19 protein-coding genes are annotated in these 25,179 nt (G+C 74.3%); 8 read left to right on the forward strand and 11 right to left on the reverse strand.

The window, feature by feature from the left end; all coding sequences use genetic code 11:
* Positions 1 to 213 precede the first annotated feature (213 nt).
* Positions 214 to 1,497 carry an MFS transporter gene (locus ACF09K_RS16870; RefSeq protein ID WP_392244243.1) on the reverse strand — a complete coding sequence of 428 codons (1,284 nt, stop codon included), beginning with the start codon at positions 1,495 to 1,497 and terminating at the stop codon, positions 214 to 216.
* A gap of 314 nt (positions 1,498 to 1,811) precedes the next feature.
* Here ACF09K_RS16870 and ACF09K_RS16875 point away from each other — a divergent pair, with 314 nt between their 5' ends.
* Positions 1,812 to 2,234 (forward strand): pyridoxamine 5'-phosphate oxidase family protein, encoded by a 423-nt coding sequence (locus tag ACF09K_RS16875; RefSeq protein WP_392244245.1) that lies wholly within the window; start codon positions 1,812 to 1,814, stop codon positions 2,232 to 2,234.
* 157 nt (positions 2,235 to 2,391) lie between these two features.
* Here ACF09K_RS16875 and ACF09K_RS16880 read toward each other — a convergent pair whose 3' ends face one another.
* From ACF09K_RS16880 to ACF09K_RS16905, 6 genes are all read right to left on the reverse strand, one after another.
* Positions 2,392 to 3,360 (reverse strand): Acg family FMN-binding oxidoreductase, encoded by a 969-nt coding sequence (locus tag ACF09K_RS16880; RefSeq protein ID WP_392244247.1) that lies wholly within the window; start codon positions 3,358 to 3,360, stop codon positions 2,392 to 2,394.
* 183 nt (positions 3,361 to 3,543) lie between these two features.
* Entirely contained in the window at positions 3,544 to 3,990 is a 447-nt protein-coding gene (locus tag ACF09K_RS16885; RefSeq protein WP_392244249.1) for a hypothetical protein, read from the reverse strand.
* Entirely contained in the window at positions 3,990 to 6,635 is a 2,646-nt protein-coding gene (locus ACF09K_RS16890; protein ID WP_392244250.1) for a multicopper oxidase domain-containing protein, read from the reverse strand. The genes ACF09K_RS16885 and ACF09K_RS16890 overlap by 1 nt, the downstream gene beginning before the upstream one ends.
* A complete protein-coding gene (locus ACF09K_RS16895) occupies positions 6,632 to 8,122 on the reverse strand; it encodes a TIGR04053 family radical SAM/SPASM domain-containing protein (protein ID WP_392244252.1) in 1,491 nt (496 codons plus the stop codon). The genes ACF09K_RS16890 and ACF09K_RS16895 overlap by 4 nt, the downstream gene beginning before the upstream one ends.
* A 433-nt stretch (positions 8,123 to 8,555) precedes the next feature.
* Positions 8,556 to 9,056 carry a hypothetical protein gene (locus ACF09K_RS16900; protein WP_392244254.1) on the reverse strand — a complete coding sequence of 167 codons (501 nt, stop codon included), beginning with the start codon at positions 9,054 to 9,056 and terminating at the stop codon, positions 8,556 to 8,558.
* A gap of 131 nt (positions 9,057 to 9,187) precedes the next feature.
* Positions 9,188 to 10,021: a DUF2249 domain-containing protein gene (locus tag ACF09K_RS16905; RefSeq protein ID WP_392244256.1), complete on the reverse strand. Its 834-nt coding sequence runs from the start codon at positions 10,019 to 10,021 to the stop codon at positions 9,188 to 9,190.
* A 537-nt stretch (positions 10,022 to 10,558) separates the two neighbouring features.
* Here ACF09K_RS16905 and ACF09K_RS16910 point away from each other — a divergent pair.
* The 5 genes from ACF09K_RS16910 to ACF09K_RS16930 are packed head-to-tail and all read left to right on the forward strand — an operon-like array spanning position 10,559 to position 18,029.
* Positions 10,559 to 14,266, forward strand: a complete 3,708-nt coding sequence (locus ACF09K_RS16910) for a nitrate reductase subunit alpha (protein WP_392244257.1) — start codon at positions 10,559 to 10,561, stop codon at positions 14,264 to 14,266.
* 1 nt (position 14,267) lies between these two features.
* A complete protein-coding gene (narH, locus tag ACF09K_RS16915; protein ID WP_392244259.1) occupies positions 14,268 to 15,800 on the forward strand; it encodes a nitrate reductase subunit beta in 1,533 nt (510 codons plus the stop codon).
* On the forward strand, positions 15,797 to 16,588 hold the full coding sequence (gene narJ / locus ACF09K_RS16920) for a nitrate reductase molybdenum cofactor assembly chaperone (protein ID WP_392244261.1): 792 nt from the start codon (positions 15,797 to 15,799) through the stop codon (positions 16,586 to 16,588). Before narH ends, narJ begins: the two co-directional genes overlap by 4 nt.
* Positions 16,585 to 17,379: a respiratory nitrate reductase subunit gamma gene (gene narI, locus ACF09K_RS16925; RefSeq protein WP_392244263.1), complete on the forward strand. Its 795-nt coding sequence runs from the start codon at positions 16,585 to 16,587 to the stop codon at positions 17,377 to 17,379. The genes narJ and narI overlap by 4 nt, the downstream gene beginning before the upstream one ends.
* The gene (locus ACF09K_RS16930; protein ID WP_392244264.1) at positions 17,376 to 18,029 is read left to right on the forward strand and encodes a vitamin K epoxide reductase family protein; all 654 of its coding nucleotides are present in this window, start codon (positions 17,376 to 17,378) and stop codon (positions 18,027 to 18,029) included. Before narI ends, ACF09K_RS16930 begins: the two co-directional genes overlap by 4 nt.
* Before the next feature lie 197 nt (positions 18,030 to 18,226).
* On the opposite strand, the gene ACF09K_RS16935 is transcribed toward ACF09K_RS16930, so the two are convergent.
* The 4 genes from ACF09K_RS16935 to ACF09K_RS16950 form a co-directional block, all read right to left on the reverse strand.
* The gene (locus tag ACF09K_RS16935; protein WP_392244266.1) at positions 18,227 to 19,246 is read right to left on the reverse strand and encodes an Acg family FMN-binding oxidoreductase; all 1,020 of its coding nucleotides are present in this window, start codon (positions 19,244 to 19,246) and stop codon (positions 18,227 to 18,229) included.
* 339 nt (positions 19,247 to 19,585) lie between these two features.
* Positions 19,586 to 20,278, reverse strand: coding sequence for a response regulator (locus ACF09K_RS16940; RefSeq protein WP_392244541.1), 693 nt, complete (start codon positions 20,276 to 20,278; stop codon positions 19,586 to 19,588).
* 309 nt (positions 20,279 to 20,587) lie between these two features.
* Positions 20,588 to 21,223 carry a hypothetical protein gene (locus tag ACF09K_RS16945; RefSeq protein ID WP_392244268.1) on the reverse strand — a complete coding sequence of 212 codons (636 nt, stop codon included), beginning with the start codon at positions 21,221 to 21,223 and terminating at the stop codon, positions 20,588 to 20,590.
* Positions 21,224 to 21,385: 162 nt separating this feature from the next.
* Complete coding sequence (locus ACF09K_RS16950; RefSeq protein WP_392244269.1) at positions 21,386 to 21,826, reverse strand: pyridoxamine 5'-phosphate oxidase family protein; 441 nt, start codon at positions 21,824 to 21,826, stop codon at positions 21,386 to 21,388.
* 209 nt (positions 21,827 to 22,035) lie between these two features.
* Here ACF09K_RS16950 and ppk2 point away from each other — a divergent pair, with 209 nt between their 5' ends.
* A complete protein-coding gene (ppk2, locus tag ACF09K_RS16955) occupies positions 22,036 to 22,839 on the forward strand; it encodes a polyphosphate kinase 2 (RefSeq protein WP_392244270.1) in 804 nt (267 codons plus the stop codon).
* Positions 22,840 to 23,310: 471 nt separating this feature from the next.
* The gene (locus tag ACF09K_RS16960; RefSeq protein ID WP_392244272.1) at positions 23,311 to 25,023 is read left to right on the forward strand and encodes a SulP family inorganic anion transporter; all 1,713 of its coding nucleotides are present in this window, start codon (positions 23,311 to 23,313) and stop codon (positions 25,021 to 25,023) included.
* Positions 25,024 to 25,179: the final 156 nt, after the last annotated feature.

Below are 25,179 nucleotides of genomic sequence, written 5' to 3' on the forward strand. Positions count from 1 at the left end.
GGTCCGTGGTTCTTCGGTCCGTGGTTCTTCGGTCCGTGGTTCTTCGGTCCGTGGTTCTTCGGTCCGTGGTTCTTCGGTCCGTGGTTCTTCGGTCCGCCGGACCTGGATCCGCCGGACCTCGGTCCGTCGGTCCTGGGTCCGTCGGTCCCGGGACTCGTGCTTCGGTCCGTCGGTCGTCGGCCGACGGACCGTCGCTCCCGGTCCGCCCGGTTCTCAGACGGTGGTGCCCGCGGGGCGGTGGCCGCGGCGGCGGCCGGCGCTCCGCTCCCGCTCGTCGCCGCCCGCGGCCGCGCGGACCTTGGTGAGGGTGTAGACCAGCGCCGCGGCGGCCACGACGGCGAGCAGTGCGAGACCGGCCGCGTAGGTTCCGTACGCGCCGTACAGCGAGCCCATCACCAGCGGCGGCAGGAATCCGCCCAGGCCGCCCGCGGCGCCGACCACGCCGGTGACGGAGCCGACCTGGCTGGCCGGGGTGAGGAGGGCCACCAGGGCGAAGGTCGCGCCGCTGGCCGCGCCGAGCGCGGCGGCCATGGCCAGGAAGGCGATGGTGCCGACCGGCGCCAGTGCCGGGGTGAAGGACTGGGTGACCGCGCCGACCACGACCACGGCCAGCGAGCCGGCCAGGACCCGGACCGGGCCCATGCGGTCCGACAGCCAGCCGCCGATCGGCCGCATCGCCACCGCCAGCAGCACGAACCCGGCCATCCGGTTGGCGGCGTCGGCCTGGGTGAGCCCGTAGCCGGTCTTGAGGTAGGTGGGCAGGTAGACGGAGAAGGCGACGTAACCGCCGAACCCGACCGCGTACAGCGCCGACGCCTGCCAGGTGATGGGCAGCCGGGCGGTGGCGGCCAGCCTGCGGGCCAGCGGCTCGGTCGGCACGGTGCGGCCGGGCGCGTCGCGCAGCAGCAGCGCGGCGGCCACGGCGTACACGGCCAGCACCGCGGCGGTGATCAGGAACGGGGTGGCCATGCTGTTCGCGTCGACCAGCTTCACCGTGGTCAGGGCACTGATGGCGGTGCCGCCCATGCCGGCGCCGAAGATGCCGATGGCGAGCCCCCGCCGCTCGGGCGGGAACCAGGCGTTGACGAGCGGCACGCCGACGGCGAAGGCGGTGCCGCCGATGCCGAGGAAGAACCCGCCGATCAGGAGGGCCGTGAGGGAGGAGTGACCGGCCAGCCCCAGGTAGAGCACCGGCACGATGGTGGCCGCGGACACGATCGGGAACATGACCCGTCCGCCGAACCGGTCGGTCAGGGCGCCGACCGGGATGCGGCCCAGCGATCCGACCACGACGGGGACCGCCACCAGCAGCGACTGTTCGAAGGACGACAGGTCGAGGCTGTCCTTGAACCGCGGGCCGAGGGGGCTGAGCAGCGCCCAGGCCCAGAAGTTCACCGCGAAACCCACGGTGGACAGCGCCAGCATCAGCCATGCCCGGCGGGACACCGGCGCCTGCGACGCTGCGCTGCCGCTCTTCGACTTCGACGGCTGGACCATGTTGTCCGTCCCTTCCCTCTTCAAGGTGGTGCTCGGCCACCGGGAATCGCACACGTCCCGCAGGCCTCTTGCCCGGGAAACGGAATCCCAGGACCACTGTGCGCGCCGGGACGCGCCGGAGGCATGGGCCAAGGGTCCCTGCCGAAGGACGGACGGCCCTCACCTTCCGGGCCGGCCGTCCCCGCACGACTCCGCCTCACCGACTTGCCCGCACGCCTCCCCCGAAACACCGGCCGGGTCCGGCGGTCCGGACGGTGCGGGGAAAGGGCCGGTCGGCCCTACCCCCGCGGTACGGCCCCGGGGACGATGGACGGATGTCCCAGATCGACGCCTTTCGCGCACTCGACCGGCAGGAGTGCCTGCGCCTGCTCTCCAAGGTCCCGGTCGGCCGCGTGGTCTACACACGACAGGCACTGCCCGCGGTCCTCCCCATCAACTTCTCCCTGGCCGCCGACCACTCCGTGCTGCTGCGCACCTCGCCGGACTCCGACCTCGTCCGCGCCATCGACGGCGTCGTGATCGCCTTCGAGGCCGACGAGTTCGACGCGGCGACCCAGTCCGGCTGGAGTGTCGTCGTCACGGGACGGGCCACCGTGGTGACCGACCCCGCCGAGCACGAACGGCTGTCGCAGTCCGGTCCCGTCTCCTGGATGCCCCTGCGCGACGGGGTGTTCGTGCGGATCGACTCCGAGATGATCAGCGGGCGTGAACTGAAGGGGACGCGCGGCACCGGGTGAGCGACGGCCCGTGGGGCCCCTGGAGGCGCCACGGGTGAGAGCCGGGCCGATGGTGGTGCACCGTCGGCCCGGCCCTTTTCATGCCTCGTCCGGCGCCGGGGGATCGCATGCCTCGTCCGGCGCCGGGGGATCGCATGCCCCGTCCGGCGCCGCGGGATCAGGGGTGCGGCGTGCCCGCGCGGGGGGTGCGCCCGCCCTCGGGGCCGTACCCGAAGCGGATCAGCAGCTGCGGGCAGCAGCGCCGCCTCGGGCCGGCGATCGCGGACCGCAGGTCCGGCCACTCCATCGCCTGGTGCAGCATCGACGTGCGCAGCCCGTGCCGGGTCGCCGTGAGCAGGACGCGTTCCAGTGCCTGGCCCGCGCGCACCCAGTCCTCCCGCCGGTCCCAGGACGTCCACAGCAGCGCCACCTGCGCGTGGCGCTCGAACCGCAGGGCCGGCAGCCAGCGGGCGGGCAGCGCCCCGGTGAAGTCCCGCACCGGTATCCGCCCGGAGGCGTCCAGCGGCCCCAGTGCCGTGGCCGGAATGCCGTAGGGGGCCTCGGTTCCCGGAGCGGTGATCCAGCCGCGCGCCTCGGTCACCCGGTCGCGGTGGACGGTGTTGCGCATCTCGGCCGCCTGGGTCAGGCGCAGCAGGCGGCGGGTTCCCAGGATGTCGGGCACCTCCAGGTGCGCGCCCTCGGCGCGGGCGGAGCCGATCATCTCGGCCACGATCGGCTCCGGAACCGGGCGTCCGGTGAACGGCATCCGGCTCGTGTGGCGCCGCTCGACCGCGTCGTACAGGTCGAGCAGGGGCGGCGGCGGGTCCACGCGGTGCTCCGCCAGCTGCACCGTGGCCAGCAGGTCCGGGTCGTCCACCGCGGGCAGCAGCCGGACCAGGGGGTCCCAGCCCAGGTGCGCGGCGGCCACCCGGAGGTTGAGGACGGCCGCGCCCACCGACAGGTGCAGGGCGCGCAGATCGGGGTCGGCCACCGGCAGTCGCCTCCGCCGGTCCACCCGGACCTCGATCGACCGGCTCCGCGGGTCCAGGCCGAACCGCCAGGGCTGCGTGTTGTGGATCGAGGGCGCGGCCACCGCCGCTGCCAGCAGGGCCTGAACGGCTGGGGCGTCGACTTCCTTGGTCTGCATCACGGCTCCTTCACCACGCTTTCCTCTGTGTTGCCGAGCCTGCGTCGCGGTGCCCGGTCCGCGGGAGGGTTGACCGGTCCCGTTCCGGGGGCCGTACGTCCTCGGTTTCCCGCGGCGCCCGAGGACGTACGGCGGCATCCGTGGTCCCCCTCCGTGGTTCTCCTCCCCCGCCATGGCCGCCGCTCAGGTGGCGGGCAGGGCCGTGGCGAGCAGGACGACGCCGAGGGAGCCGACGAGGGAGACGACCGCCAGGGCGCGGGCCAGGTCGGCGCGGCCCCGGGCGTGGGCGATGCCGTGTCCCGCCGCGGCGAGCATCACCACGACGAAGAGGGCGAGCTTGGTCGCCAGGGTGCGGCCGTAGCCCGGCTCGGCGAGCGAGGCCCAGGTGACTCCCCGGTGCCAGGCCATGGCCCAGCCCGTGGCCAGTTGCACGGGCAGGAACACGGCCCCGGTCAGAAGGCCGAACCGGCGGCCCGCCGCGGCGGTGAAACGGTCCTTGGCGTCCGGGGCGAGCAGGTGGCGGGCGAGCGGCAGGACCACCAGGGAGAGGGCCAGCTGGCCCCCGACCCACAGGGCGGCGCCGGCCACGTGCGCGAACCGCACCAGGGACCACAGGCCGACGGTGTCCATCAGCCGCTCACCTCCACCATGCCGTGGGCACCCGCGTCGGCGTGGCGCATGTCGTGGTCGACGAAGGGGTAGTGGCCGGCCTCCGGGAACGTCGTCTCCACGAAGCCGCCCTGCGCGGCGGCCAGGTCCAGTACCTGCGCGCCGCCCGCCCCGCCCGGTTCGAGGAGGTACGCGCCCTCCTTGTACACGGTGTCGAACACGGTGCCGACGACGTGGAAGGCGACGCCGTCGGCGGGCCCCGCGGCGACCACCCAGAAGCGGGCCCGTTCACCGGCCCGCAGCTTCAGCGGCTGCTTCGCGTACTGGTTCGCCATGCCGTTGAACACCCAGGCGTCCGGTGTGTTCTGCCGCATCTTGGCCACCTGGGCGGTGCTGCCGGGGGTGCCGAGGTACAGCGCGGAGGAGACCAGCACGTATGCGTGGTCCACCTTCGCCAGGCCGGGCGGGTCGATGACGACGGCGCCGTACATGCCGTTGCCCATGTGCTGGAGCATCGGCGCGGTGCTGCAGTGGTACAGCCAGGCCCCGGCGCGCTCGGCGCGGAAGCGGTACACCAGGCGTTCGCCGGACCCGATCGTGCGCATGGGCCGGTCGGGGGCGAGGGAGCCGGCGTGGAAGTCGATGCCGTGCCCCATGCCCGGGTCGTCGTTGACGAGGGCGACCTCGAAGACGTCGCCGACCTTGCCGTGCAGGGTGGGGCCGGGGGCGGTGCCGCCGAAGGTCCACATCTGCTGCTTCACCCCCGGCGCCACTTCGACGGTGGTGTGCGCGGCGTGCAGTTCGACCCGGTGGAGGGTCCCGCCGGGCGCGGGGGCCAGGGTCGCGTCGCGTGGCCGCCAGCCGGCGGAGTAGTCGGCGGAGAGGTCGGGGGCGCCGTGGTCGTCGGGGGCGGCGGCCGGGGCGTGGCCCTGGTGGCCGCCGGCGGTGTCCGTCGCCGTGCCGTCCTTCACGACGATGTCCATGGTCATCCCGGCCGCCCGGTGGCCCGGCAGGGTGCACCAGGCCTGGCGGTCGCGGGTGACCGGCCCGAGGTCGAGGACGCGGGTGTCGCCCTTGGCGAGCATCGGTGTGGCGGGACCGTCCTCGACCTTGAGGTCGTGGCGCTGGGCGTCGTCGTTGGTGACCTCCAGCCGCAGCGAGGTGCCCGCCGCGACCTCGACGCGGGCCGGCCGGATGCGCATGTCGGCCATGGTGACGGCGACCGTGCGGGTGGCGCCGTCGCCCGCGCCCGCCGTCCCGGCGGCGTTCGTCCCGCCGGCCGGGTCTCCGCCGCTGTTGGCGGCCAGCACGGCCAGCACGGTGAGGACGACTCCCGCGGCGGTGCCCCACAGCGCCGGGCGCCGGGACGCACCGCCCGGGCCCGCGTCCGCCGGCAGCCCCTTGCCGCTCCGGACGAGCACCGGCGCGACCAGGGCGAGGAACGCGCCTCCGGACAGTGCCGCCAGCAGCAGGCCCGCCGTCGGGACCGGGCCGGGCAGCGGGAGGGCCGCGAGCGCGACGCCGGTGTTGAGCGCCACCGCCCTCGCCTGCCAGCCCCGTTCGAGCCGTGCCCGTACGGCCGCGCGGTCGCGGGGACCGGTGCTGAGGACGACGGGCAGCAGGTAGGTGAGCGCGCCGAACAGGACCTGGGCCACGAAGCCGACGAGCAGGGCGGGGAGCAGGGCGTCGATCGCGGTCTGCGCCGCGGCGAGCGGCCCGGTGGCCAGCCGGACGAGGTCCGCCGCCACCGCGACCGTCAGCCAGCAGGTGGCGGCGGCGAGCGTCCAGGCCGCCGCCGCGGAGACGGGCCGGCTGCGGCGCACGGTACGGGCGAACAGGTGGGCGGCGAGGGCCACTCCCGCCAGGTACAGGGCGAGGCCCGCCACGGCCGGCCAGCGCCGGCCGAGTGCCAGAGCGGTGACGGCCGTCACCAGTCCGCTGCCGGCGAGCCACAGCACCCGTCGGGACACCTTCGTGGTGCGGTCCTTCATCCGTACTCCGAGCACGGTGGGCCACAGCATGAACAGCGTGCCGAGGACGGGCAGCCCGATCCAGCCGAGCAGCGTGACGTGCAGGTGCGCCAGGCGCAGCCCGGCGTACCGGTCGGGCCCGCCGGCCCCGCCGGTGGCCAGCAGCGCGCCGAGGACGGTGCCCGCGATCAGGGCGGCCGTGGCCGCCCGGTAGTAGGAGACGATCGGCTTGAGCCGTCCGCCGAGCGTGCCCCGGCCGAGGCGGACCAGCACGACCAGGTGCGCGGTGGCGGCGGCGGCCAGGGCCACGGCGGCGACGGCGGTCAGCAGCGGCCGGGCGGCCCACACCCCGACGAGCAGCCCGGCCACGGCGAGGTTGGCCGTGACCAGCCGGGCGGTGCTCCAGCGCTCGTCGGGGACCTTCGCGTGCAGCAGGGCGACGGCGAAGTGCTCGCTCCAGATCAGGACGGCGGTGGTGACGGCGCCGAGCAGGAACATGTGCACGGCCAGCCAGCGGGCCACCGGCAGCGCCTCCTGGGCCGCGACCGCGGCCAGGGCGAGGCCCAGCCACGCCACGACCAGGACGTGGGCGCGCAGGTGGCGGGCCTTCACCCCGGACGCCCGGAACCGGCTCGGGTACCTGCCGGCTCCGCTCGCGTCGCCGGCCGGTGCCGGTCCCCCGACGACGGCGGTCATGCCGCTCCCCCGCGGTCGGTCGTGCCCGTGCCCGTTTCCGTCCCTGCTGCCATGCTCGTTCCTGTGCTCGTTCCTGTGCCTGTGCCTGTGCCCGTGCCTGTGCCTGTGCCCGTGCTCGTGCCGCTGTCCTGCCGCGGCGCGGCGCCGCCCGTCGGCCGGTGGGGCCGCCCGCTCTCCGGGCCGGCGCCGGACAGCAGCGCGGCCAGTTCCCGCCGGCGGGGGAAGGAGCCGGGGACGTAGCCGCACCAGGGCTCCTCGGCGTAGGGGTCGCCGGTGACGCCGTAGGCCCGGGACCGCGAGCCGCCGCAGACCCGGCGGAACTCGCACGCGCCGCACCGGCCGCCCAGCCGGTCGGGGTCCCGCAGCCCGGTGAACAGCTCCGAGGTGCGGTAGATCTCCGTCAGCGGTGTCTCGCGGACGCTTCCGGCGCCCAGCGGCAGGAATCCGCTGGGGTGCACGGTGCCGGTGTGCGACACGAACACGAAGCCGCGGCCCGCGTTGACGTCGAGCGGCGGGCGCCGTGTCCGGCGCGCTCCGGCGTCCAGGCCCAGTGCGGCGGCCCGGTCGCGCAGCTCCCGGTACAGCGGGCCCAGTCCGAGCACCGCCACGTGGTCGTCGCCGGCGGCGGCCAGGATCTGGCGCTGCAGGGCGACGCGGCGGAAGTGGTGGGCCTCGGTGGTCTTGGCCGGCACGGTCAGGCCCACGTCGTGGACGAAGTTGAGGACGTCCTCCACCTCGCCCGGGGTGAGCGCGCCGAGGCCGCGGCCCCGGCCGGTGGGGACCAGGAAGAAGGCGCTCCACAGCATCGCGCCGTGCTCGGCGACGAGGCGGACGATGTCGGGCAGGTCGTGCAGGTTGTGCCGGGCGACCGTGGTGTTGATCTGGACCTTCAGGCCGAGGGCGCGGGCGGCGTCCCAGGCGTCCAGGGTCCAGCGGAACACCCCGGGCACCCCGCGGAAGGTGTCGTGGACCTCGGCGGTGGAGCCGTCCAGACTCAGTGAGAGGCCGACCGCACCGGCCGCGTGCAGGTCCCGCAGCCGCTCCGCGGTGAGCGTCGGGGTACCGGACGGGGACACCGCGACCCGGACGCCGGTCTCGCGACCGTGGGCGACGAGTTCGTTCAGGTCCGGGCGCTGGAAGGGGTCGCCGCCGGTGATCACGAACAGCGGGGCGGGCTGCCCGAAGGCGGCCACCTGGCCGAGCAGGTCCTTGGCGGCGGCGGTGTCCAGTTCGCGCGGATCACGGTCGGACACGGCCTCGGCACGGCAGTGCAGGCAGGCCAGCGGGCAGGCCCGGGTGGACTCCCAGATGACGATGAAGGGCCGCTCCCCCGCGTCGTGCCGCTGGTGGCGGATGGCGTGAGCGGGGTGGGCACGGGCGGCGCCGGGCCGGGCGGGAGCGGGGTCGGCGGGTGCGGGGCCGGCATGGGTGGTGCCGGCACGGGCGGCGTCGGCAGGAGCGGAAGCAGCACGGGTGAGGTCGGTCATCGCGCGGTCCTGCCCAGCGCCCTGAGGCTGTGTCCGGCCGCCCTGGAGTCAGGGCAGACGAGGCGGGCGGCCGGACGGTGACCGGGCCGGACCGTGCGCGGCACCCATCGCGGGTGACATCGATGGGCTCGGCCTCGAGGGCGGTCGGCGTGGTCGTGCACGGTGTACCTCCGGATCGGTCGCCGTCAGCATCCACCGGCGGCGGTGGTCGGCGCGGCGGCCGATGGTCTTCTCCACCAGGGCCGACAGTCCCTCTCCGGCGGTCGCGAACAGGGCCGGACGGGCCACCGGGGCGGACGGGCGCGGGTGCGGGTGCGGGACGGCGTGCCACGACGGGCCACGGCACGCCGAGGGGGCAGCCCCGGGCAATGGGCCCGGGGCTGCCCCCTCGGAAGGGATCCGCGGTCCCGTCCGTGCTCGCCGCCGTCGCGGGTCAGGAACGGTGCGGGGAGCTGGACGTCAGGGCGTCCGCGGTGACCACCAGGGTGACGCCCAGGCCGGTCAGGGCGGCGCCGAGGCCGGTGACCAGGGTGGTGAGGTGCCACGCCTGGTACGCGGACATCAGCGAGGCGCGCAGGGACTGGCCCATGAACGCGGTCTGGCGCAGCTCGGCGAGTTTCTCGTCGTCGCCCGCGGCGTGCAGCTCCGCGCTGAGTTCGGCGTAGGTGCGGCCGCCGGTGGCGTGGGCGAGGTTGCCCTTGATGAACTCCGCGTACGCGTGCGCGTCGGGGCCGGTCTCCACCGGGCGGCCGGCATGCGCGGCGAGTTCGGCGGGCAGGCCGCGGTCCGGGAAGGTGATCTTCTGGGCGGCCAGTTCTTCGCGTATCTCCTTCCTGCCGCCGCGGCCGCGCCACAGCATGACCGGTCCGGCGACTGCCAGGGCTGTCCCGACGGTCCCGAGCAGGATGCCGGCCCGGCGTGGTGATCCGTCCATGACGTGTCGTCCTTCTTTCCTCAGGTTTCCTCGGGTCCCGGTTCCTCGGGTTCAGGTACCTCGGGTTCAGGTTCCTCGGGTTGTGGCGGTACGGAGCTGTCCCGCCGGGGAGTCGGGTGGGCGGTCGCGGTTCAGCGGTGGCTGAGCCGCAGCCGCCAGGCCTCGGGGCCGCGTTCCAGGTACTCCACCGAGAAGACCCCCGGCTCGCGCTGTTCGATCTGCGCGAGCAGCGGCAGCGGGTCGTGCGGTGCGACCAGGACCACCGCGGTGCCCGCCGGGACGGCGTCGAGCGCGCCGAAGACCGCCGCGTGCCGCAGCGAGTGCGGAACCTCCCGCACGTCCAGTTCGGGCTCGGCCGCCTCCTCGGCGCCGCCGCAGCCGCAGACCCCGCCGCAGCCGCCGGGCTCGTCGGTCTCTCGTCCTCGCATGTCGTGTCCTTCCTCGTCGTCCTGGGTCTGCGGGGCGTCGTCGGCCGCCGTACCGTCCGCGAGCCGGTGGTGCATGTCCGCGAGCAGCGCCGCCAGGGAGACCTCGGCCGTCGTCGCGAGCAGCGGGAGCACCAGGCCGTTCTCCTTGGCCACGTGCTCCTCGAACAGCACCTGCAGGGCCCGGGCGTCGGCCGCCGCGGCGGCCGGACCGGGGGCGGAACGCAGGGCGTCGACGAGCGCGGTGAGACCGCGGTGTTCGCCGACGAGGCTCTCGATGAGCAGGCGGGCCTCGGGCAGGCGGTGGGCCGCGGGGTAGAGAGCGGCCTCCTCGACGGCGGCGTGCGGCAGCAGCGAGCGGTCGCAGAAGGCGACGAGACCGGCGTGGATCCGCTCGGCGGCGGCCGGGTCCCGGTCCACGGCGGTCAGCAGCATCGTCACCCGTCCGGCCAGCTCACCGGCCAGGCGGGCGTGGTGCGCCTCGGCGCCTTCGAGTGCCGCGGCCTCCTCGGGGGCCGAGGCGAGGGTGAGCATGCTCATGGGGGTCTCCAGCAGGTCGCGGTCGGCTCGGCCGGCCGGTGGCGGTGGCGGTGGGGCAGGTCGTACGGGTCGCACGGGACGTCCGAAGTCGTACGGGCGGTACGAAGTCGTGGGTGGCCGTGCGGGTCGTACGGGTCGTACGTCGCCGTGCGGTACAGCCGTGTCTTCGCGGCTGCCGGCGTCGGTCGGCCCGGGTCGCCCCGGGTCGGCGTCGGCCGGTGCTGCTGCGTCCGGCCGCGAGCGGCGGCCGGACGCACGACCGAACCGGGCCGCGCTCCGTACGCGCCGCGCCCGCGGCGGCCGGGGACGGGGGATGCGGCCGCCCGGCAGGCGCGGAACGCGGTCGTCCGGAGGGGCCTGCGCGGTTCGATCTGTGCCCAGCATGCACCTCGGGTCCCCTCCGCTCCCCGGCCGACCGGGCCCCGTCACCAGGGCCGTTCGGCCCTGGTGCGGCCGACCGGATGGGGCCGGAAGGTCGCCGGGCAGGGACCGCAGGCCCCAGGTGCGCCGTGGTGCGCGCCCCCTAGCGTTCCGGTCATGGAGAACGATCAGAGCGCGCCGCGTCAGGCGCCGCGTACCGGTGAGGGCTGGCCGCTGGCCGCCCGCAGACTGCTCACCCGCCGCGAGGTGTCCGCGGACGGGCGCGCCGTGTTCGGCGAGGGGGACCCGGCCTGGGAGGGCTTTTACCGCGACCGCTGGGCGCACGACAAGGTGGTGCGCTCCACGCACGGGGTCAACTGCACCGGTTCCTGCTCGTGGATGGTGTACGTCAAGGACGGCATCATCACCTGGGAGCACCAGGCCACCGACTACCCCTCGATCGGTACGGACTGCCCCGAGTACGAGCCGCGCGGCTGTCCGCGCGGGGCGTCCTTCTCCTGGTACACGTACTCACCGAGCCGGGTCCGCTACCCGTACGTGCGCGGTGCCCTGCTGAAGCTGTGGCGCGAGGCCCGCAAGCGGCTGGGCGACCCGGTGGCGGCCTGGGCGGAGATCACCGGTGATCCGGCGAAGGCCCGCGCCTACAAGCGTGCGCGCGGCAAGGGCGGTCTGGTGCGGGCCGACTGGGACGAGGTGGCCGAGCTGGTCGCGGCCGCCCATGTGCACACCGTCAAGCAGTACGGCCCGGACCGCGTGGTCGGCTTCTCGCCGATCCCGGCGATGTCGATGGCGTCGTTCGCGGCCGGTTCCCGGTTCATGTCGCTGATCGGCGGCACCCTGCTGTCGTTCTACGACTGGTACGCCGACCTGCCGGTGGCGTCCCCGCAGGTCTTCGGCGACCAGACCGACGTGCCGGAGGCCGCGGACTGGTGGAACGCCGGCTACCTGATCATGTGGGGCTCCAACATCCCCGTCACCCGCACACCCGACGCGCACTTCCTGACCGAGACCCGCTACAACGGCACCAAGGTCGTGGCCGTCAGCCCGGACTACGCCGACAACGTCAAGCACGCCGACGAGTGGGTGTCCCCGCACCCGGGCACCGACGGCGCGCTGGCGATGGCGATGGGCCATGTCATCCTGCGCGAGTTCCTGGTGGACCGCGAGGTGCCGTACTTCCAGGACTATCTGCGCAAGTTCACCGACGCGCCGTTCCTGGTGACCCTTCGGGAGCACGGCGACGACCTCGTGCCCGACGGTTTCCTGACCGCCGCCGACCTCGGGCAGCGGGAGGCGGACGTCGAGAACGCGGATTCCAAGACGGTCCTGCTGGACTCGGTCACGGGCGAGCCCGTCGTCCCCAACGGCTCCCTGGGCTTCCGCTGGGCGAAGAGCGGGGCGGGCAGCTGGAACCTCGACCTCGGCGACGTCGTCCCCGAACTCAGTCTGCTCCAGCGCGCCGAGAAGACCGTCACCGTGGCGCTGCCCCGTTTCGACGAGGGCCCCACCGAGGGCGGTTCGAGCATGGTGCGCGGAGTGCCGGTCCGCCGCGTCGGCGGGCGTCTGGTCACCACCGTCTTCGACCTGATGCTGGCGCAGTACGGCATCGAGCGGCCGGGACTGCCCGGCGACTGGCCGTCCTCGTACGACGACGCCTCGCAGCCGTACACCCCGGCCTGGCAGGAGACGGTCACCTCGGTCCCGGCCGAGCAGGCGGCCCGGATCGCCCGGGAGTTCGCCCGCAACGCGGAGCGCACGAACGGCCGCTCCATGATCGCACTGGGAGCCGGCACCAACCACTGGTTCCACTCCGACACGATCTACCGCGCGTTCCTGGCGCTCACCACGATGACCGGCTGCCAGGGCGTCAACGGCGGTGGCTGGGCGCACTACGTCGGCCAGGAGAAGGTCCGGCCCCTCACCGGCTTCCAGCACCTGGCCTTCGCCTTCGACTGGCAGCGGCCCACCCGGCACATGGCGGGCACCTCGTACTGGTACCTCAACTCCGACCAGTGGCGCTACGAGGCGTTCGGTGCGGACGAGCTGGCCTCCCCGCTGGGCACGGGCAAGCTCGAGGGCAAGACGTTCGCCGACTGCCTGGCGCAGGCCGTGCGGCTGGGCTGGACGCCCGGTCACCCCGCCTTCAACCGCAACCCGCTCGACCTGGCGGACGAGGCGGCGGCGCAGGGCCGCCCCGTCGCCGAGCACATCGTGGACGAACTGAAGTCGGGGCGGTTGCGGTTCGCCGCCGAGGACCCGGACGCCCCCGAGAACTTCCCGCGCGTGCTGACGGTGTGGCGGGCCAACCTGCTGGGATCCTCCGGCAAGGGCAACGAGTACTTCCTGCGGCACCTGCTGGGTGCGGACGCCGCCGTCCGCTCCGAGGAGACACCGCCCGAGGGACGTCCGCAGGAGGTGGTCTGGCACGACGAGGCGCCCGAGGGCAAGCTCGACCTGCTGGTCACGATGGACTTCCGGATGACCTCCACCGGTCTGCTCTCCGACGTCGTCCTGCCGGCCGCGACCTGGTACGAGAAGGACGACCTGTCCAGCACGGACATGCACCCCTTCGTGCACGCCTTCACCCCGGCCATCTCCCCGCCCTGGCAGGCCCGCACCGACTACGACACGTTCCTGACCATCGCCGACAGGTTCAGCGAGCTGGCCGCCGAGCACCTGGGCACGCGGACCGATGTGCTGGCGGTGCCGCTGACGCACGACACGCCCGACGAACTCGCCCAGCCCGGCGGGGTGGTACGGGACTGGAAGACCGGCGAGTGCGAGCCGGTCCCCGGACGCACCATGCCCAAACTGGTCGTCGTCGAGCGGGACTACGCCGCCACCGCGCAGAAGATGCGGGCCATCGGCCCGCTGCTGGACACCCTGGGCACCACCACCAAGGGCGTCACCGTCCACCCGGACCAGGAGATAGAGGAGCTGCGGCACCGCTGCGGGACCGTCCGCGACGGCGTCGCGGCCGGGCGGCCCTCGCTGGCCACCGCCTCCGACATGTGCGAGGCGATCCTCGCCCTGTCCGGCACCACCAACGGGCGGCTGGCCACCGAGGGCTTCCGCGAGCTGGAGCGGCAGACCGGCAGCGAGGGACTGGTCGAACTGGCCTCGGAGCGGGAGGCGGAGCGGATCACCTTCGCCGACACCCGCAACCAGCCGCGCTCGGTGATGACCTCCTACGAGTGGTCGGGCTCGGAGACCGGCGGGCGCCGCTACTCCCCGTTCGTCATCAACACCGAGCACAAGAAGCCCTGGCACACGCTCACCGGCCGGCAGCACTTCTTCGTCCAGCACGACTGGATGACCGAACTCGGCGAGCAACTGCCCGTGTACCGCCCGCCGTTGAACACCCCGCGGCACTACGGCGACGAGCACCTGCACGAGGACGGCCGCGCCGAGGTCACGGTCCGCTACCTGACCCCGCACTCGAAGTGGTCCATCCACTCGAACTACCAGGACAACAAGTACATGCTCGACCTGTCCCGCGGCGGCCCGGTCATCTGGATGTCGCTGGAGGACGCAGAGAGGATCGGCGTCAAGGACAACGAGTGGATCGAGGCGTACAACCGCAACGGCGTCGTCGCCTGCCGGGCCGTGGTCACCCACCGGATGCCGGAGGGAACCGTGTACATGTACCACGCCCAGGACCGCAACGTGAACGTGCCGAAGACCGAGGTCAGCGGCAAGCGCGGCGGCATGCACAACTCGCTGACCCGCCTGCTGCTCAAGCCGACCCATCTCGCGGGCGGCTACGCGCAGTTCACCTACGCCTTCAACTACTACGGCCCGACCGGCAACCAGCGCGACGAGGTCACCGTCATCCGCCGCCGCAGCCAGCAAGTGGAGTACTGACATGCGCGTCATGGCCCAGATCGCGATGGTGATGAACCTCGACAAGTGCATCGGCTGCCACACCTGCTCGGTCACCTGCAAGCAGACGTGGACCAACCGCACCGGAGTCGAGTACGCCTGGTTCAACAACGTCGAGACCAAGCCCGGGGTCGGCTACCCGCGCCGCTACGAGGACCAGGAGCACTGGAAGGGCGGGTGGATGCTCGACAAGCGCGGGCGTCTCGTCCTGCGCTCCGGCGGACGGCTGAAGCGCCTGCTGTCGCTGTTCTCCAACCCCGACCTGCCGTCCATCGAGGACTACTACGAGCCGGTCACCTACGACTACGACAACCTGATCAGCGCCCCGGCCGGACCCGACATGCCGGTCGCCCGGCCCCGCTCGGTCCTCACCGGCAAGCCCACCGCCATCACCTGGGGCGCCAACTGGGAGGACGGCCTCGGCGGTGCCGCCGAGAACGCCGGCGGCGACCCCAACCTCACCGGGGAGTGGGCCGAGAAGGTCAGGTTCGAGTTCGAGCAGACCTTCCTCTTCCACCTGCCCCGGCTGTGCGAGCACTGCCTCAACCCGGCCTGCGTGTCGGCCTGTCCGTCCGGCGCGATGTACAAGCGGGTCGAGGACGGCATCGTCCTGGTCGACCAGGACAGGTGCCGCGGCTGGCGGATGTGCGTGACGGCGTGCCCGTACAAGAAGGTGTACGTCAACCACGCCACCGGCAAGGCCGAGAAGTGCACCTTCTGCTTCCCGCGCATCGAGGCCGGCCAGCCCACCGTCTGCTCCGAGACCTGCGTCGGCCGGCTGCGCTACCTCGGCCTGCTCCTGTACGACGCCGACCGGGTGGGCGAGGCCGCCGCGACCCCGGACGAGAAGGACCTGCTGGACGCCCAGCGCGGCGTCTTCCTCGACCCGTTCGACCCCGAGGTCGTCGCCGCCGCGCGGGAGTCCGGCATCCCCGAGGACTGGCTGGACGCCGCCCGCCGCTCCCCCGTGTACGACCTGGTCACGCGGTACAAGGTGGCCCTCCCGCTGCACCCGGAGTACCGCACGCTGCCCATGGTCTGGTACGTCCCGCCGCTCTCCCCCGTCCTGGACGCCGTGGACGCGGCGGGCGGGAACCAGGACGACCCGGACCACGTCTTCGCCGCCGTCACCCGGCTGCGCATCCCCCTGGAGTACCTGGCGGAGCTGTTCGCCGCCGGCGACACCGACGTCGTCGCCGGGGTGCTGATGAAGCTGACCGCGCTGCGCTCGTACATGCGCGAGCGCTCCCTCGGCGAGGAGGGCGACGAGGCCGTGCTGAAGGCCGTCGGCCTCACCGTCCGGGAGGCCGAGGACATGCACCGGCTGCTCGCCGTCGCCAAGTACTCCGACCGCTACGTCGTGCCCGCCGCGCACAAGGAGGACGCGGCCGCGCTGAGCGCGATGGAGAACCGCTGCCCGGTCGAGTCGTCCGGCGAGCCGGCCGACGCCGGAGGCCGACGGGTGATGCTCGGCATCCCCACCCTGCGCCGCAAGTCCACGGGAGACACCGCATGAGTCCGCTGCCCTCGACGATTCCCGCCCTCGTCCGCACCCGTGTCCGGGCGGCCGTGCGCCGCCCGGCCCGGCTCACCCCCGAAGAGGCCGAGGCGCGCACCCTGCTGCTGCGCATGTGCTCCCTGCTGCTGCAGTACCCGGACGCCGAACTCGTCGCGGCCCGGCCGGTGCTGACGGCCACCGCCGGGGCGCTGCCGGGCACGCCCGCCGCCGGGCACCTGGCCGACTTCACCTCCTGGTTCGCCGGGCAGGAGCCGGAGGACCTGGAGCGGCACTACGTCGAGATGTTCGACCTGCGCCGCAAGAGCAGCCTCTACCTGACGTACTACCTGCACGGCGACACCCGGCGCCGGGGCATGGCGCTGCTCACCCTGAACCAGCGGTACAAGGCCGCGGGCTGGGACACCGACGGCGGCGAGCTGCCCGACCACCTGCCGGTCGTGCTGGAGTTCGCCGCCCTGGCCGGCCCCGGCGGCGGCGAGGCGCCGCTGCGCCAGCACCGCCGCGGCCTGGAGCTGATCCACCGGGCCCTGACCGACGCCGGCTCGCCCTACCGGCATGTCCTGGCCGCGCTGCTCACCCTGCTGCCGCCGCCCACCGAGGCGGACCGCGCGGCGGTGGCCCGGCTCGTCGCCGAGGGCCCCCCGAACGAGGATGTCGGCCTCGACCCCTACGGCACCTACGGCGACGGGGAGTTCGCCCCTCCGGGCGCCTTCGTGCCGCCGGCGCCCGCCGCGCCGACCCGTGTGCCGCCCACCCCGACCAGCCGTACGGAAGGCCCCCGATGAACGCCGCGCTGTCCTTCTCGGCCGCCGCCCCGGTGAGCGGTGCCGACCTCCTGCTGTGGGTCGCCGTTCCCTACGTGTGCCTCGCCGTGTTCGTGGCCGGGCACGTCTGGCGCTACCGCCAGGACCAGTTCGGCTGGACCTCGCGCACCAGCCAGCTCCTCGAACACCGCTGGCTGCGCTGGGGCAGCCCGCTGTTCCACCTCGGTGCCTTCATGGTCATCGCCGGGCACGTGGTGGGGCTCGCCGTCCCCGACGCGTGGACCGAGGCGGTCGGCATCACCGAACACGCCTACCACACCACGGCCGTCTGGGCGGGTTCGGTGGCGGGCGTCGCCATGGTGACCGGGCTGGGCATGCTGTGCGCCCGCCGGCTCCTCACCCGGCAGATCCGCCTGGGCACCGACCGCAGCGACAAGGTCCTCTTCCCGCTGCTGTCCGCGACCGTCCTGCTGGGCATCACGGCCACGGCCGCGCACAACGTCTTCGGCGGCGGCTACGACTACCGCGCGACCGTCTCCGTCTGGTTCCGCGGCCTGTTCGTCCTCCAGCCGGAGCCGGAGGCGATCGCCGGGGCCCCGCTGCTGTTCCAGCTGCACGCCCTGTCCGCCTTCCTGCTCTTCGCGGCCTGGCCGTTCACCCGGCTCGTCCACGTGTGGAGCGCGCCGATCGGGTACCTCGCCCGCCCGTACCTGGTCTACCGGCGGCGCACCGCGCCGGCTCCGGTTCCGGTTCCGGGCGCGAGGGCGGGCGGCCGCGGCCGTCCGGCCGCGGGCTCCCGGCGATCCGCATGAGTCACGGGCCCGCGCTCGCCCCCGACGCCCCCGGCGCGCCGGACGCCCCGGCAGCCCGGCGCCCGTCCGCGGTGGGGGCGAGCCGCCGCACGGGACGGGTGATGGTCCTCACCGGGACCGTCGGCTGGCTGGCCTCCTTCCAGCTCACCGTGGACGACTGGCGGCTGCTGCGCGACCCGTCCTACCGGCCGCCCTGCAACATCAGTCCCGTGGTGAGCTGCGGCAGCGTCATGTCCAGCTCCCAGGGCAGCCTGTTCGGGTTTCCCAACATGCTGCTGGGGCTGGGCGCGTTCGCCGCGGTGACCGCGCTGGGGGTCGCCGTGCTCTCGGGAGCACGCCTGCACCGCCGGCTGTGGCTCGCGCTCACCGCCGGAGCGCTCGCGGGGGTGGTGTTCGTCCACTGGCTGATCGGCCAGTCGCTGTACACGCTCGACAAGCTCTGCCCCTACTGCGCCGTCGTCTGGGTCGTGACCATCGCCCTGTTCTGGTACGCCGCCCTGCACTGCCTGGAACGGGGGATCGTCCGGATCCCCCCGGGAGCGTGGGCGGTCGTCCGGGACACCCACTGGATGCTCCTGGGCGCCTGGTACGGGGTGATCGTGCTGCTCGTGCTCACCCGCTTCTGGCCGTACTGGAGCAGCCTGCTGTGACCGGGCCGCCGGTCCCCCGGGCCGGGACGTTCGGCCCCCGCCCCCCGGCATCCCTTCCGGCCGGGTCTGCCCGGCCCGACCCGCCCGGCCCGACCCGCCCGGCCCGCCGCGATCGGGCCGCCGTCCCGCCCGTACGACCGGCTGGTGGGGCCGCCGTCCCACCCGTGCGGGACGGCGGCCCGATCAGCCGGTCCCGCTCATGCGAACTCCAGCACGTCCCGGACCGGGCGGCGGGGGGTGGCCGGGCCCCGCGGGCCGTAGCCGATGCGCAGCACCATCTGTACGCTGCCGGCGCCCGATCCCGGATCGCGGGTCAGCAGGCGCAGGGTGCGGTCCTCCAGGGCGTGCGAGGTCAGCGAGGTGGCCAGGTCCGCCAGCGTGGCCTCCAGCAGGACGCGTTCCATGGCCTGGCCGCCCCGCAGCCAGTCGGCGGGACCGTCGCCGGGGGTGCTCAGCAGGACGAGCAGCGGGGTGCGCTCGAATTCGGTGGTGCCGCGGTCGGCCACCTGCCGGCGGCCCGAGAAGTCCCGTACCGGGGCCCTGCCGTCCCGGCTGCGCGGCCCGAACGCGTACTCGGGGACACCGTCGACGGCGGTGTCCGCCTCGGTTCCGAGCCGCGTCCAGCGCACCAGGTCCTCGTTGACGTGCGGGGCGAGGACGTCGCGGCTCTCGGCGTCGCGCACCAGGTCGAGCACGGTCTCGACGTGCCACGGGCCGGGGAAGTCCAGCCCGGCCCCCTCCCGCGCGGCGGCGTCCCGCAGCGCGGCCCGCACGTCCTCGGGGATGTCCTTCTCGGCGAAGGGATGGCGGCTGGTGTGCCGCTGCCGGATCGCCGGGTGCAGCCGCGCCAGCCCCGCGACGTCGGCGGCGCCCTCGGCGTCCGTGGCATCCGCGGTCCCGGCCGCGTCGGTCAGGCGGACGGCGGCGAGCAGCAGGGGGTCGTCCGGCTCGGGCAGCAGTGTCGTCCGCGGCACGAGGCCCGCGTGGGCGGCGGCGACCCGCAGGTTGAACAGGGCGGCCCCGCACCCGATGTACAGCGCCCGGTTGTCGGGGTCGGAGCGGGGCATGGCCCGCTCCGGGTCGGCCCGCAGCAGCAGGACGCGCTCGCCGCTCAGCCAGCGGAACCGCCAGGGCTGCGCGTTGTGCATGGACGGTGCCGTGGCGGCCTCGGCCACCAGCGCGCTCACCGTGTTCGCGTCGAGCGGTCGCTCGGCCATGGCTTCCTCCTCGCACGGCGCCGGGGTGACACCGGTCCCGCCCGCCGGGTGCTCCGGCCGGCGGGACCGTGTGCGTTCCGGCGCACGGTCGATGTTCCTTCCCCACCCACCACACACCACGCGGAGGGCGGGGTCCGCAATGTCCCCATGGTCCCCGAGCCGGGGCCGGTCGGCCCTCCCGTCCTCGTCCTGCGGCCACGGGCGCCATGGCCGCCACGGGCGGCGAGGTGCCGGGGCGCGGCCGGGGCGCCGCCGGGGAGGGGAAAAGGGGCGGGGAGGGTGGCGGGACACGGCGGGGCGAGCCGGGAGGCGTACGGCCCCGCGGCTCGCCCGGCGGTCTCAGCGGCCTTCTTGCCGGAGCCGGTCCTGGGCCTGGGTCGCGATCACGGCGGCCTGGATCCGGCGCTCCACCCCGAGCTTGGCCAGCAGCCGGGAGATGTGGTTCTTCACCGTCTTCTCCGCCAGGTACAGCCGCTGGCCGATCTGGCGGTTGGTCAGTCCCTCACCGATGAGGGCCAGGATCTCCCGCTCCCGCTCCGTCAGGCCCGGCAGGGCGTCGGGCTCGGGCTCCGGCTCCTGACCCTGGCGCAGGCGGGCCATCAGCTTGGCGGTGGCGCTGGGGTCGAGCAGGGACTGGCCGGCGGCCACCGTGCGCACCGCCGACACCAGGTCGGAGCCCTGGATCTGCTTCAGCACGTAGCCGGAGGCGCCCGCCATGATCGAGTCCAGCAGCGCCTCCTCGTCGTCGAACGAGGTGAGCATCAGGCAGGCCAGGTCCGGCATCTGGGAGCGCAGCTCCCGGCACACGGACACGCCGTCGCCGTCCGGGAGGCGCACGTCGAGCACGGCGACCTGGGGGCGCAGCGCGGGCACGCGCACCAGGGCCTGCTCGGCGGTGGCGGCCTCGCCGACCACGGTGATGTCCGGCTCGTCGTCGAGCAGGTCGTGCACCCCGCGCCGAACCACCTCGTGATCGTCCAGCAGGAAGACCCGGATCGGGTTGCCGGGTCCGGGCTGCTCGCCGTCCGCCATCAGATACTCCTTGTTCCGCATCGTCATCGTCCGCATTCCGGCCGGGTCTCGTCGCCCGAACGGGTACTGCCGGCCATTGTCCCAGTAGATCCTGCTCGATACCGGGCCGAAGGGCCAGGGCCGACCGGCCCCACTCGCCCCGGTGCCCCGTCCGCCGCCCGGCCGCCCGTCGTGCTGCCGCCCGGCCACCCGATCGTCCCATTCCGGGAAGCGCCCGGTCCGGCCGGGGCACGGACCCGGGACACGGACGACCGGAAGCACCGCCGCCGGTGGGCGGAGGTGCTTCCGGTCCGTGCGCTCACGGGGTCCTCACAGGAGCCAGCGGTTGCGGCTGACGAAGGGGAGCCGCGCCCAGATCCCGCCCAGGCCCCAGGTGGCTCCGGCGCCCGCGGCGGCCAGGGCGATCAGGACGAGGGCGTAGACGAGGTGGTAGTCGGCGAAGGGGTTGGTCGACATGCTCGGCGCGCCGTCGGAGAGGTGCTGGGCCGGCGGCCACTCCGCGACCCACATGAGCGCCATCATCACGGTCCCGGCGGCCGCGGCGAGCCGCAGGCCGATGCCCGCGACCAGGGCGACGCCGATGCCGAGCAGGCCGAGCATGAACAGCCAGTCCGCCCAGACCGCGCCGGCCCAGTCGTGGAAGGTGGACTCCATCGGACCCACGGCGACGGAGCCGAGGAACCCCTTCGTCGGCGAACCGCCGTCGATCCACCCCTTGCCGGAGCCGGTGGCGTAGCCGAGACCGAAGGTCTTGTCGAGGAAGGCCCACAGGAAGACGAAGCCGGTCAGCAGGCGAAGGCCGGCGAACACGTACGCCCGCGTGGCGGTGGCCGCGGCGGTCGCCTCGTCGGCGGAGGCGGAGGCGGGGGCGGGGGCCGTCGAGGTCCGGCCCGGGAAGGAGAGGCGGAATCCCTGGTGCCGGTGCGGGTGGTCGTGGAGTGCCATGATGCTCATCCCTTTCGAGGGGTGGGAGGCGGCGGTGGCGGCGGACTCTCGTTGCACCTTCAATGTCCCGCGTCGCCGACTTCCCCGAGAGGGGCTGCAGGACCCCGGACCACGGGCCGAACGGCCCCTGCGCGCCGGGCTGTTCGGGATCGGGGCCGGTGTTCAGGCGATGAGGTGCAGCCCGTACGGGGAGCGGCCCGCGGCCAGCTCCCGCCCGGTGACCAGTTCGGGTTCGATGCGGACGAGGACCTCCCGCGGCGCGGGCACCCGGGAGTCCGGGCCGGTGCGGGCCAGGCGGTCGAGTTCGGCCGGGTCGGTCACCACCGTGGCCCGCCCGGTGACGACGACGCTCCAGCCGGAGTGCCGGGCGGCGTCGACCTCGTCGGTCTCGAAGGCCACCACCGCGCCGTCGAGCGCGCGGGCCAGTTCCGAGGCCGCGGAGGTGCGCAGCAGGACGGCGCCGTCGCGGTCCAGGGCGAAACCGACCGGCAGCACGGCGGGCAGGGCCCGCCGGGTGTAGACGACGCGGCCGACGGGCGCCCGGGCCATCAGCCGCAGGCAGTCGTGCCGTTCGAGTTCGCGGAAGCCGTCGTCGGAGTACATGGGGCAGCCCGTCCTTCGCCTGGTCCAGCGGTGTCACCTCCTCCCACGGTGAGCCGGACGGGTGCGCGGGAGCGAGGGCCATGGGTCCCGGCCCCGCCGGAGAACGCCCCGTCGTCGCGCGGCCGGCCGGCACGGGTCCCGCTCCTCGCACCGGGAGCGGGCGATTACGTTGGGGGCATCGACGCAGGACATCGGGCGAGGGAGGCGGCATGACCGGCAAGAGGGCGGCGAAGGTGCCCCGCGCGGCGTACGAGCGGGAGCTGCTGCGCCTGCAGACGGAGTTGGTGAAGCTCCAGGAGTGGGTGCGCGCCGAGGGCGCCCGGCTGGTGGTGGTGTTCGAGGGCCGGGACGCGGCGGGCAAGGGCGGCACCATCAAGCGGGTCGCCGAGCACCTCAACCCCCGCGTGGCGCGGATCGCGGCGCTGCCGAAGCCGACCGAGCGCGAGCGGACCCAGTGGTACTTCCAGCGGTACGTGGAGCACCTGCCGGCGGCCGGGGAGATCGTCCTCCTCGACCGTTCCTGGTACAACCGGGCCGGTGTCGAGCACGTGATGGGCTTCTGCACCAAGGAGGAGCACCAGCTGTTCCTGCGGCAGTGCCCGATCTTCGAGCGGATGCTGGTCGAGGACGGCATCCTGCTGCGCAAGTACTGGTTCTCGGTGAGCGACACCGAGCAGCAGGAGCGTTTCCGGCGACGGCTGGAGGACCCCCTGCGCCGCTGGAAGCTGTCCCCCATGGACCTGGAGTCGATCACCCGCTGGGAGGCGTACTCCCGGGCCAAGGACGAGATGATGGTGCACACCGACATCGTCGAGGCGCCGTGGTTCGTGGTGGAGAGCGACGACAAGCGCCGGGCGCGGCTGAACATGATCGCGCATCTCCTGGACTCCGTGCCGTACCACGAGGTGCCGCCGCCGGTGCTCGAGCTGCCGCCCCGGCCGTCGTCGACCGGCTACCAGCGCTCGCCGCGCGATCTGCGGACCTACGTCCCCGACCACGCGGCGGGGCTCTAGGGCGTGTTTCGAAAGTGGCGTCGTCTGCCCGAAGGGCAGGCCCGGCGGCGTCTGGTGCGTGCGATCGCAAGGCGGAGGGTCGCCCCGATACTGGTTGTATCGGGGCGATCCCGACAACGCGGCTGGGGGTGCCCCCTCTGGGGGAGTGCGTGCCAGGCGCCGCCGGGCTGGGGGCACCCCCTCTGGGGGAGGGACTTTCGAAACACGCCCTAGACCGCCCGGTGGCGGTCGTGCCGCCGGTGCGGTACGACCGCCACGGGACGGGCGGCGCGAGGGGCGCCGGGCGGGACCCCACGGGCACGGCCCCCGACGGTGCGCCGGCGCACCTCGGCGTCCGCGGGGGCGGTGCGGAGACCGCAGGTCCCCGGCCGGGGGCCCGGCCGGGCTCGCTGGGCCGCAGCGCGTCGCACCGCCGCGCGCGGCCTGCCGGGGGCGCCGGCGTCCGTGAGATCCTTCGGCGCGAGGAGGATCATGTCCGAGAGTTCCGTCCGCCGCGGCCACGGGTGGCGCCGTCTGCTGCCCGGACTCGGCGCGCTGCGCGGTTACCGGCGCGCGTGGCTGAGGGGCGACGTCCTGGCCGGGCTGACCGTGGCCGCGTACCTCGTGCCGCAGGTGATGGCGTACGCCGGGGTGGCCGGCCTGCCGCCGGTCGCCGGACTGTGGGCGATCCTGCCCGCGCTCGGCCTGTACGCCGTGTTCGGCTCGTCCCGCCTGCTGTCGGTCGGCCCCGAATCGACGACCGCCCTGATGACGGCGACGGTGGTGGGACCGCTCGCCGCGGGGGATCCGGCCCGGTACGCGGCGCTGGCCGCCACCCTGGCGCTCGCGGTCGGCCTGTTGTGCGTGCTGGCGTGGGCGGCGCGGCTCGGCTTCGTCGCGGACCTGCTGTCCCGGCCGGTGCTGATCGGGTACCTGGGCGGCGTGGCCCTGATCATGATCGTGGACCAGCTGCCCAAGCTGACCGGTGTCCCCACGACGGGTTCCGCCTTCTTCCCCCAGCTGTGGTCGTTCGTCACGCACCTGGGACGCGTGCACGTCGCCACGGTGGTGGGTGCCGTCGTGGCGCTCGCGGCCCTGTTCGCCGTGGCCCGTCTCTTCCGTACCGTCCCCGGCCCCCTGCTCGTCGTGGCGGCCGCGACGGCGGCGGTCTCCCTCCTCGGCCTGGACGACCGGTTCGGCATCAAGGTGATCGGCGACGTTCCCTCGGGCCTGCCCGCCGCGACGCTGCCGAGCCTGGCGGAGCTGCCCCGGCTGGTGCTTCCCGCCGTCGGGGTCCTCCTGGTCGGCTACACCGACTTCATCCTCACCGCGCGGGCCTACACCCGGCGCGACGACGAGGGCCCCGAGCTCGACGCCAACCAGGAGTTCCTCGCCCTCGGGGCCGCCAACCTGGGCGCCGGCGCGCTGCACGGCTTCCCGGTCAGCAGCAGCGCCAGCCGCACCGCGCTCGCCGCCTCGGCCGGCGCGCGCAGCCAGGCGTACTCGCTGGTCGCCGGGGCGGCCGTCCTCTCCGTCCTGCTGTTCCTGAGCCCGCTGCTGTCCCGGACCCCCACCGTGGTCCTCGGAGCGCTCGTGGTCTACGCGGCCGTCCGCATGATCGACCTGGCGGGGTTCCGGCGCCTGGCGTCCTTCCGGCGCCGCGAACTCCTGCTGGCGCTCGGCTGTCTGGCCGGGGTCCTCGCCCTGGACATCCTGTACGGCGTGCTGGTCGCCGTCGGCCTGTCCGTGGCCGAGCTGCTCTCCCGGGTGGCCCGCCCGCACGACGCCGTCCAGGGCCTGGTTCCCGGTGTCGCGGGCATGCACGACGTCGACGACTACCCGCAGGCCCGCACGATCCCCGGCCTGGTGGTCTACCGCTACGACTCCCCCCTCTTCTTCGCCAACGCCGAGGACTTCCGCCACCGCGCCCTGGCCGCCGTCGACGAGCAGCCGGACCCGGTCCGCTGGTTCGTCCTCAACGCCGAGGCCAACGTGGAGGTCGACATCACCGCTCTGGACGCGCTGGACGCCCTGCGGCGCGAACTCACCCACCGCGGCATCGTCTTCGCCCTGGCCCGCGTCAAGCAGGACCTGCTGGACGACCTGACGGCGTACGGGCTCACCGGGACCGTGGGCCGTGACCGCGTCTTCCCCACCCTGCCGACGGCCGTGGCCGCGTACCGGACGTGGTGCCGCGACCGGTAGGTCCCCGGTCCCGGCACGCACCCCCGCGGGGCGCACGGGACAGGGCCGGGCGGGAGGCCGTCCCGGTGCCGACCGGTCCCGGGCCGGAGCGGACCGCGGGGGCCGATGTGCCCGGATCCGCAGGGCCGTTCGGCCCTACTTCGGCCGATGGCGTGA

It is taken from the genome of Streptomyces sp. NPDC014882, assembly GCF_043081325.1.
In the GTDB taxonomy this organism is placed as follows: domain Bacteria; phylum Actinomycetota; class Actinomycetes; order Streptomycetales; family Streptomycetaceae; genus Streptomyces.

Bases quoted from the DNA above. Each gene is read 5' to 3' on its own strand.
- ACF09K_RS16935 (WP_392244266.1), bottom strand. From the start codon at position 19,246: ATGGCCGAGCGACCGCTCGACGCGAACACGGTGAGCGCGCTGGTGGCC.
- ACF09K_RS16875 (WP_392244245.1), top strand. From the start codon at position 1,812: ATGTCCCAGATCGACGCCTTTCGCGCACTCGACCGGCAGGAGTGCCTG.
- ACF09K_RS16910 (WP_392244257.1), top strand. From the start codon at position 10,559: ATGGAGAACGATCAGAGCGCGCCGCGTCAGGCGCCGCGTACCGGTGAG.
- ACF09K_RS16930 (WP_392244264.1), top strand. From the start codon at position 17,376: ATGAGTCACGGGCCCGCGCTCGCCCCCGACGCCCCCGGCGCGCCGGAC.
- ACF09K_RS16905 (WP_392244256.1), bottom strand. From the start codon at position 10,021: ATGAGCATGCTCACCCTCGCCTCGGCCCCCGAGGAGGCCGCGGCACTC.
- ppk2 (WP_392244270.1), top strand. From the start codon at position 22,036: ATGACCGGCAAGAGGGCGGCGAAGGTGCCCCGCGCGGCGTACGAGCGG.
- ACF09K_RS16870 (WP_392244243.1), bottom strand. From the start codon at position 1,497: ATGGTCCAGCCGTCGAAGTCGAAGAGCGGCAGCGCAGCGTCGCAGGCG.
- narJ (WP_392244261.1), top strand. From the start codon at position 15,797: ATGAGTCCGCTGCCCTCGACGATTCCCGCCCTCGTCCGCACCCGTGTC.
- ACF09K_RS16880 (WP_392244247.1), bottom strand. From the start codon at position 3,360: ATGCAGACCAAGGAAGTCGACGCCCCAGCCGTTCAGGCCCTGCTGGCA.
- ACF09K_RS16900 (WP_392244254.1), bottom strand. From the start codon at position 9,056: ATGGACGGATCACCACGCCGGGCCGGCATCCTGCTCGGGACCGTCGGG.
- ACF09K_RS16885 (WP_392244249.1), bottom strand. From the start codon at position 3,990: ATGGACACCGTCGGCCTGTGGTCCCTGGTGCGGTTCGCGCACGTGGCC.
- ACF09K_RS16940 (WP_392244541.1), bottom strand. From the start codon at position 20,278: ATGGCGGACGGCGAGCAGCCCGGACCCGGCAACCCGATCCGGGTCTTC.
- ACF09K_RS16950 (WP_392244269.1), bottom strand. From the start codon at position 21,826: ATGTACTCCGACGACGGCTTCCGCGAACTCGAACGGCACGACTGCCTG.
- narH (WP_392244259.1), top strand. From the start codon at position 14,268: ATGCGCGTCATGGCCCAGATCGCGATGGTGATGAACCTCGACAAGTGC.
- ACF09K_RS16895 (WP_392244252.1), bottom strand. From the start codon at position 8,122: ATGACCGACCTCACCCGTGCTGCTTCCGCTCCTGCCGACGCCGCCCGT.
- ACF09K_RS16890 (WP_392244250.1), bottom strand. From the start codon at position 6,635: ATGACCGCCGTCGTCGGGGGACCGGCACCGGCCGGCGACGCGAGCGGA.
- ACF09K_RS16960 (WP_392244272.1), top strand. From the start codon at position 23,311: ATGTCCGAGAGTTCCGTCCGCCGCGGCCACGGGTGGCGCCGTCTGCTG.
- ACF09K_RS16945 (WP_392244268.1), bottom strand. From the start codon at position 21,223: ATGGCACTCCACGACCACCCGCACCGGCACCAGGGATTCCGCCTCTCC.
- narI (WP_392244263.1), top strand. From the start codon at position 16,585: ATGAACGCCGCGCTGTCCTTCTCGGCCGCCGCCCCGGTGAGCGGTGCC.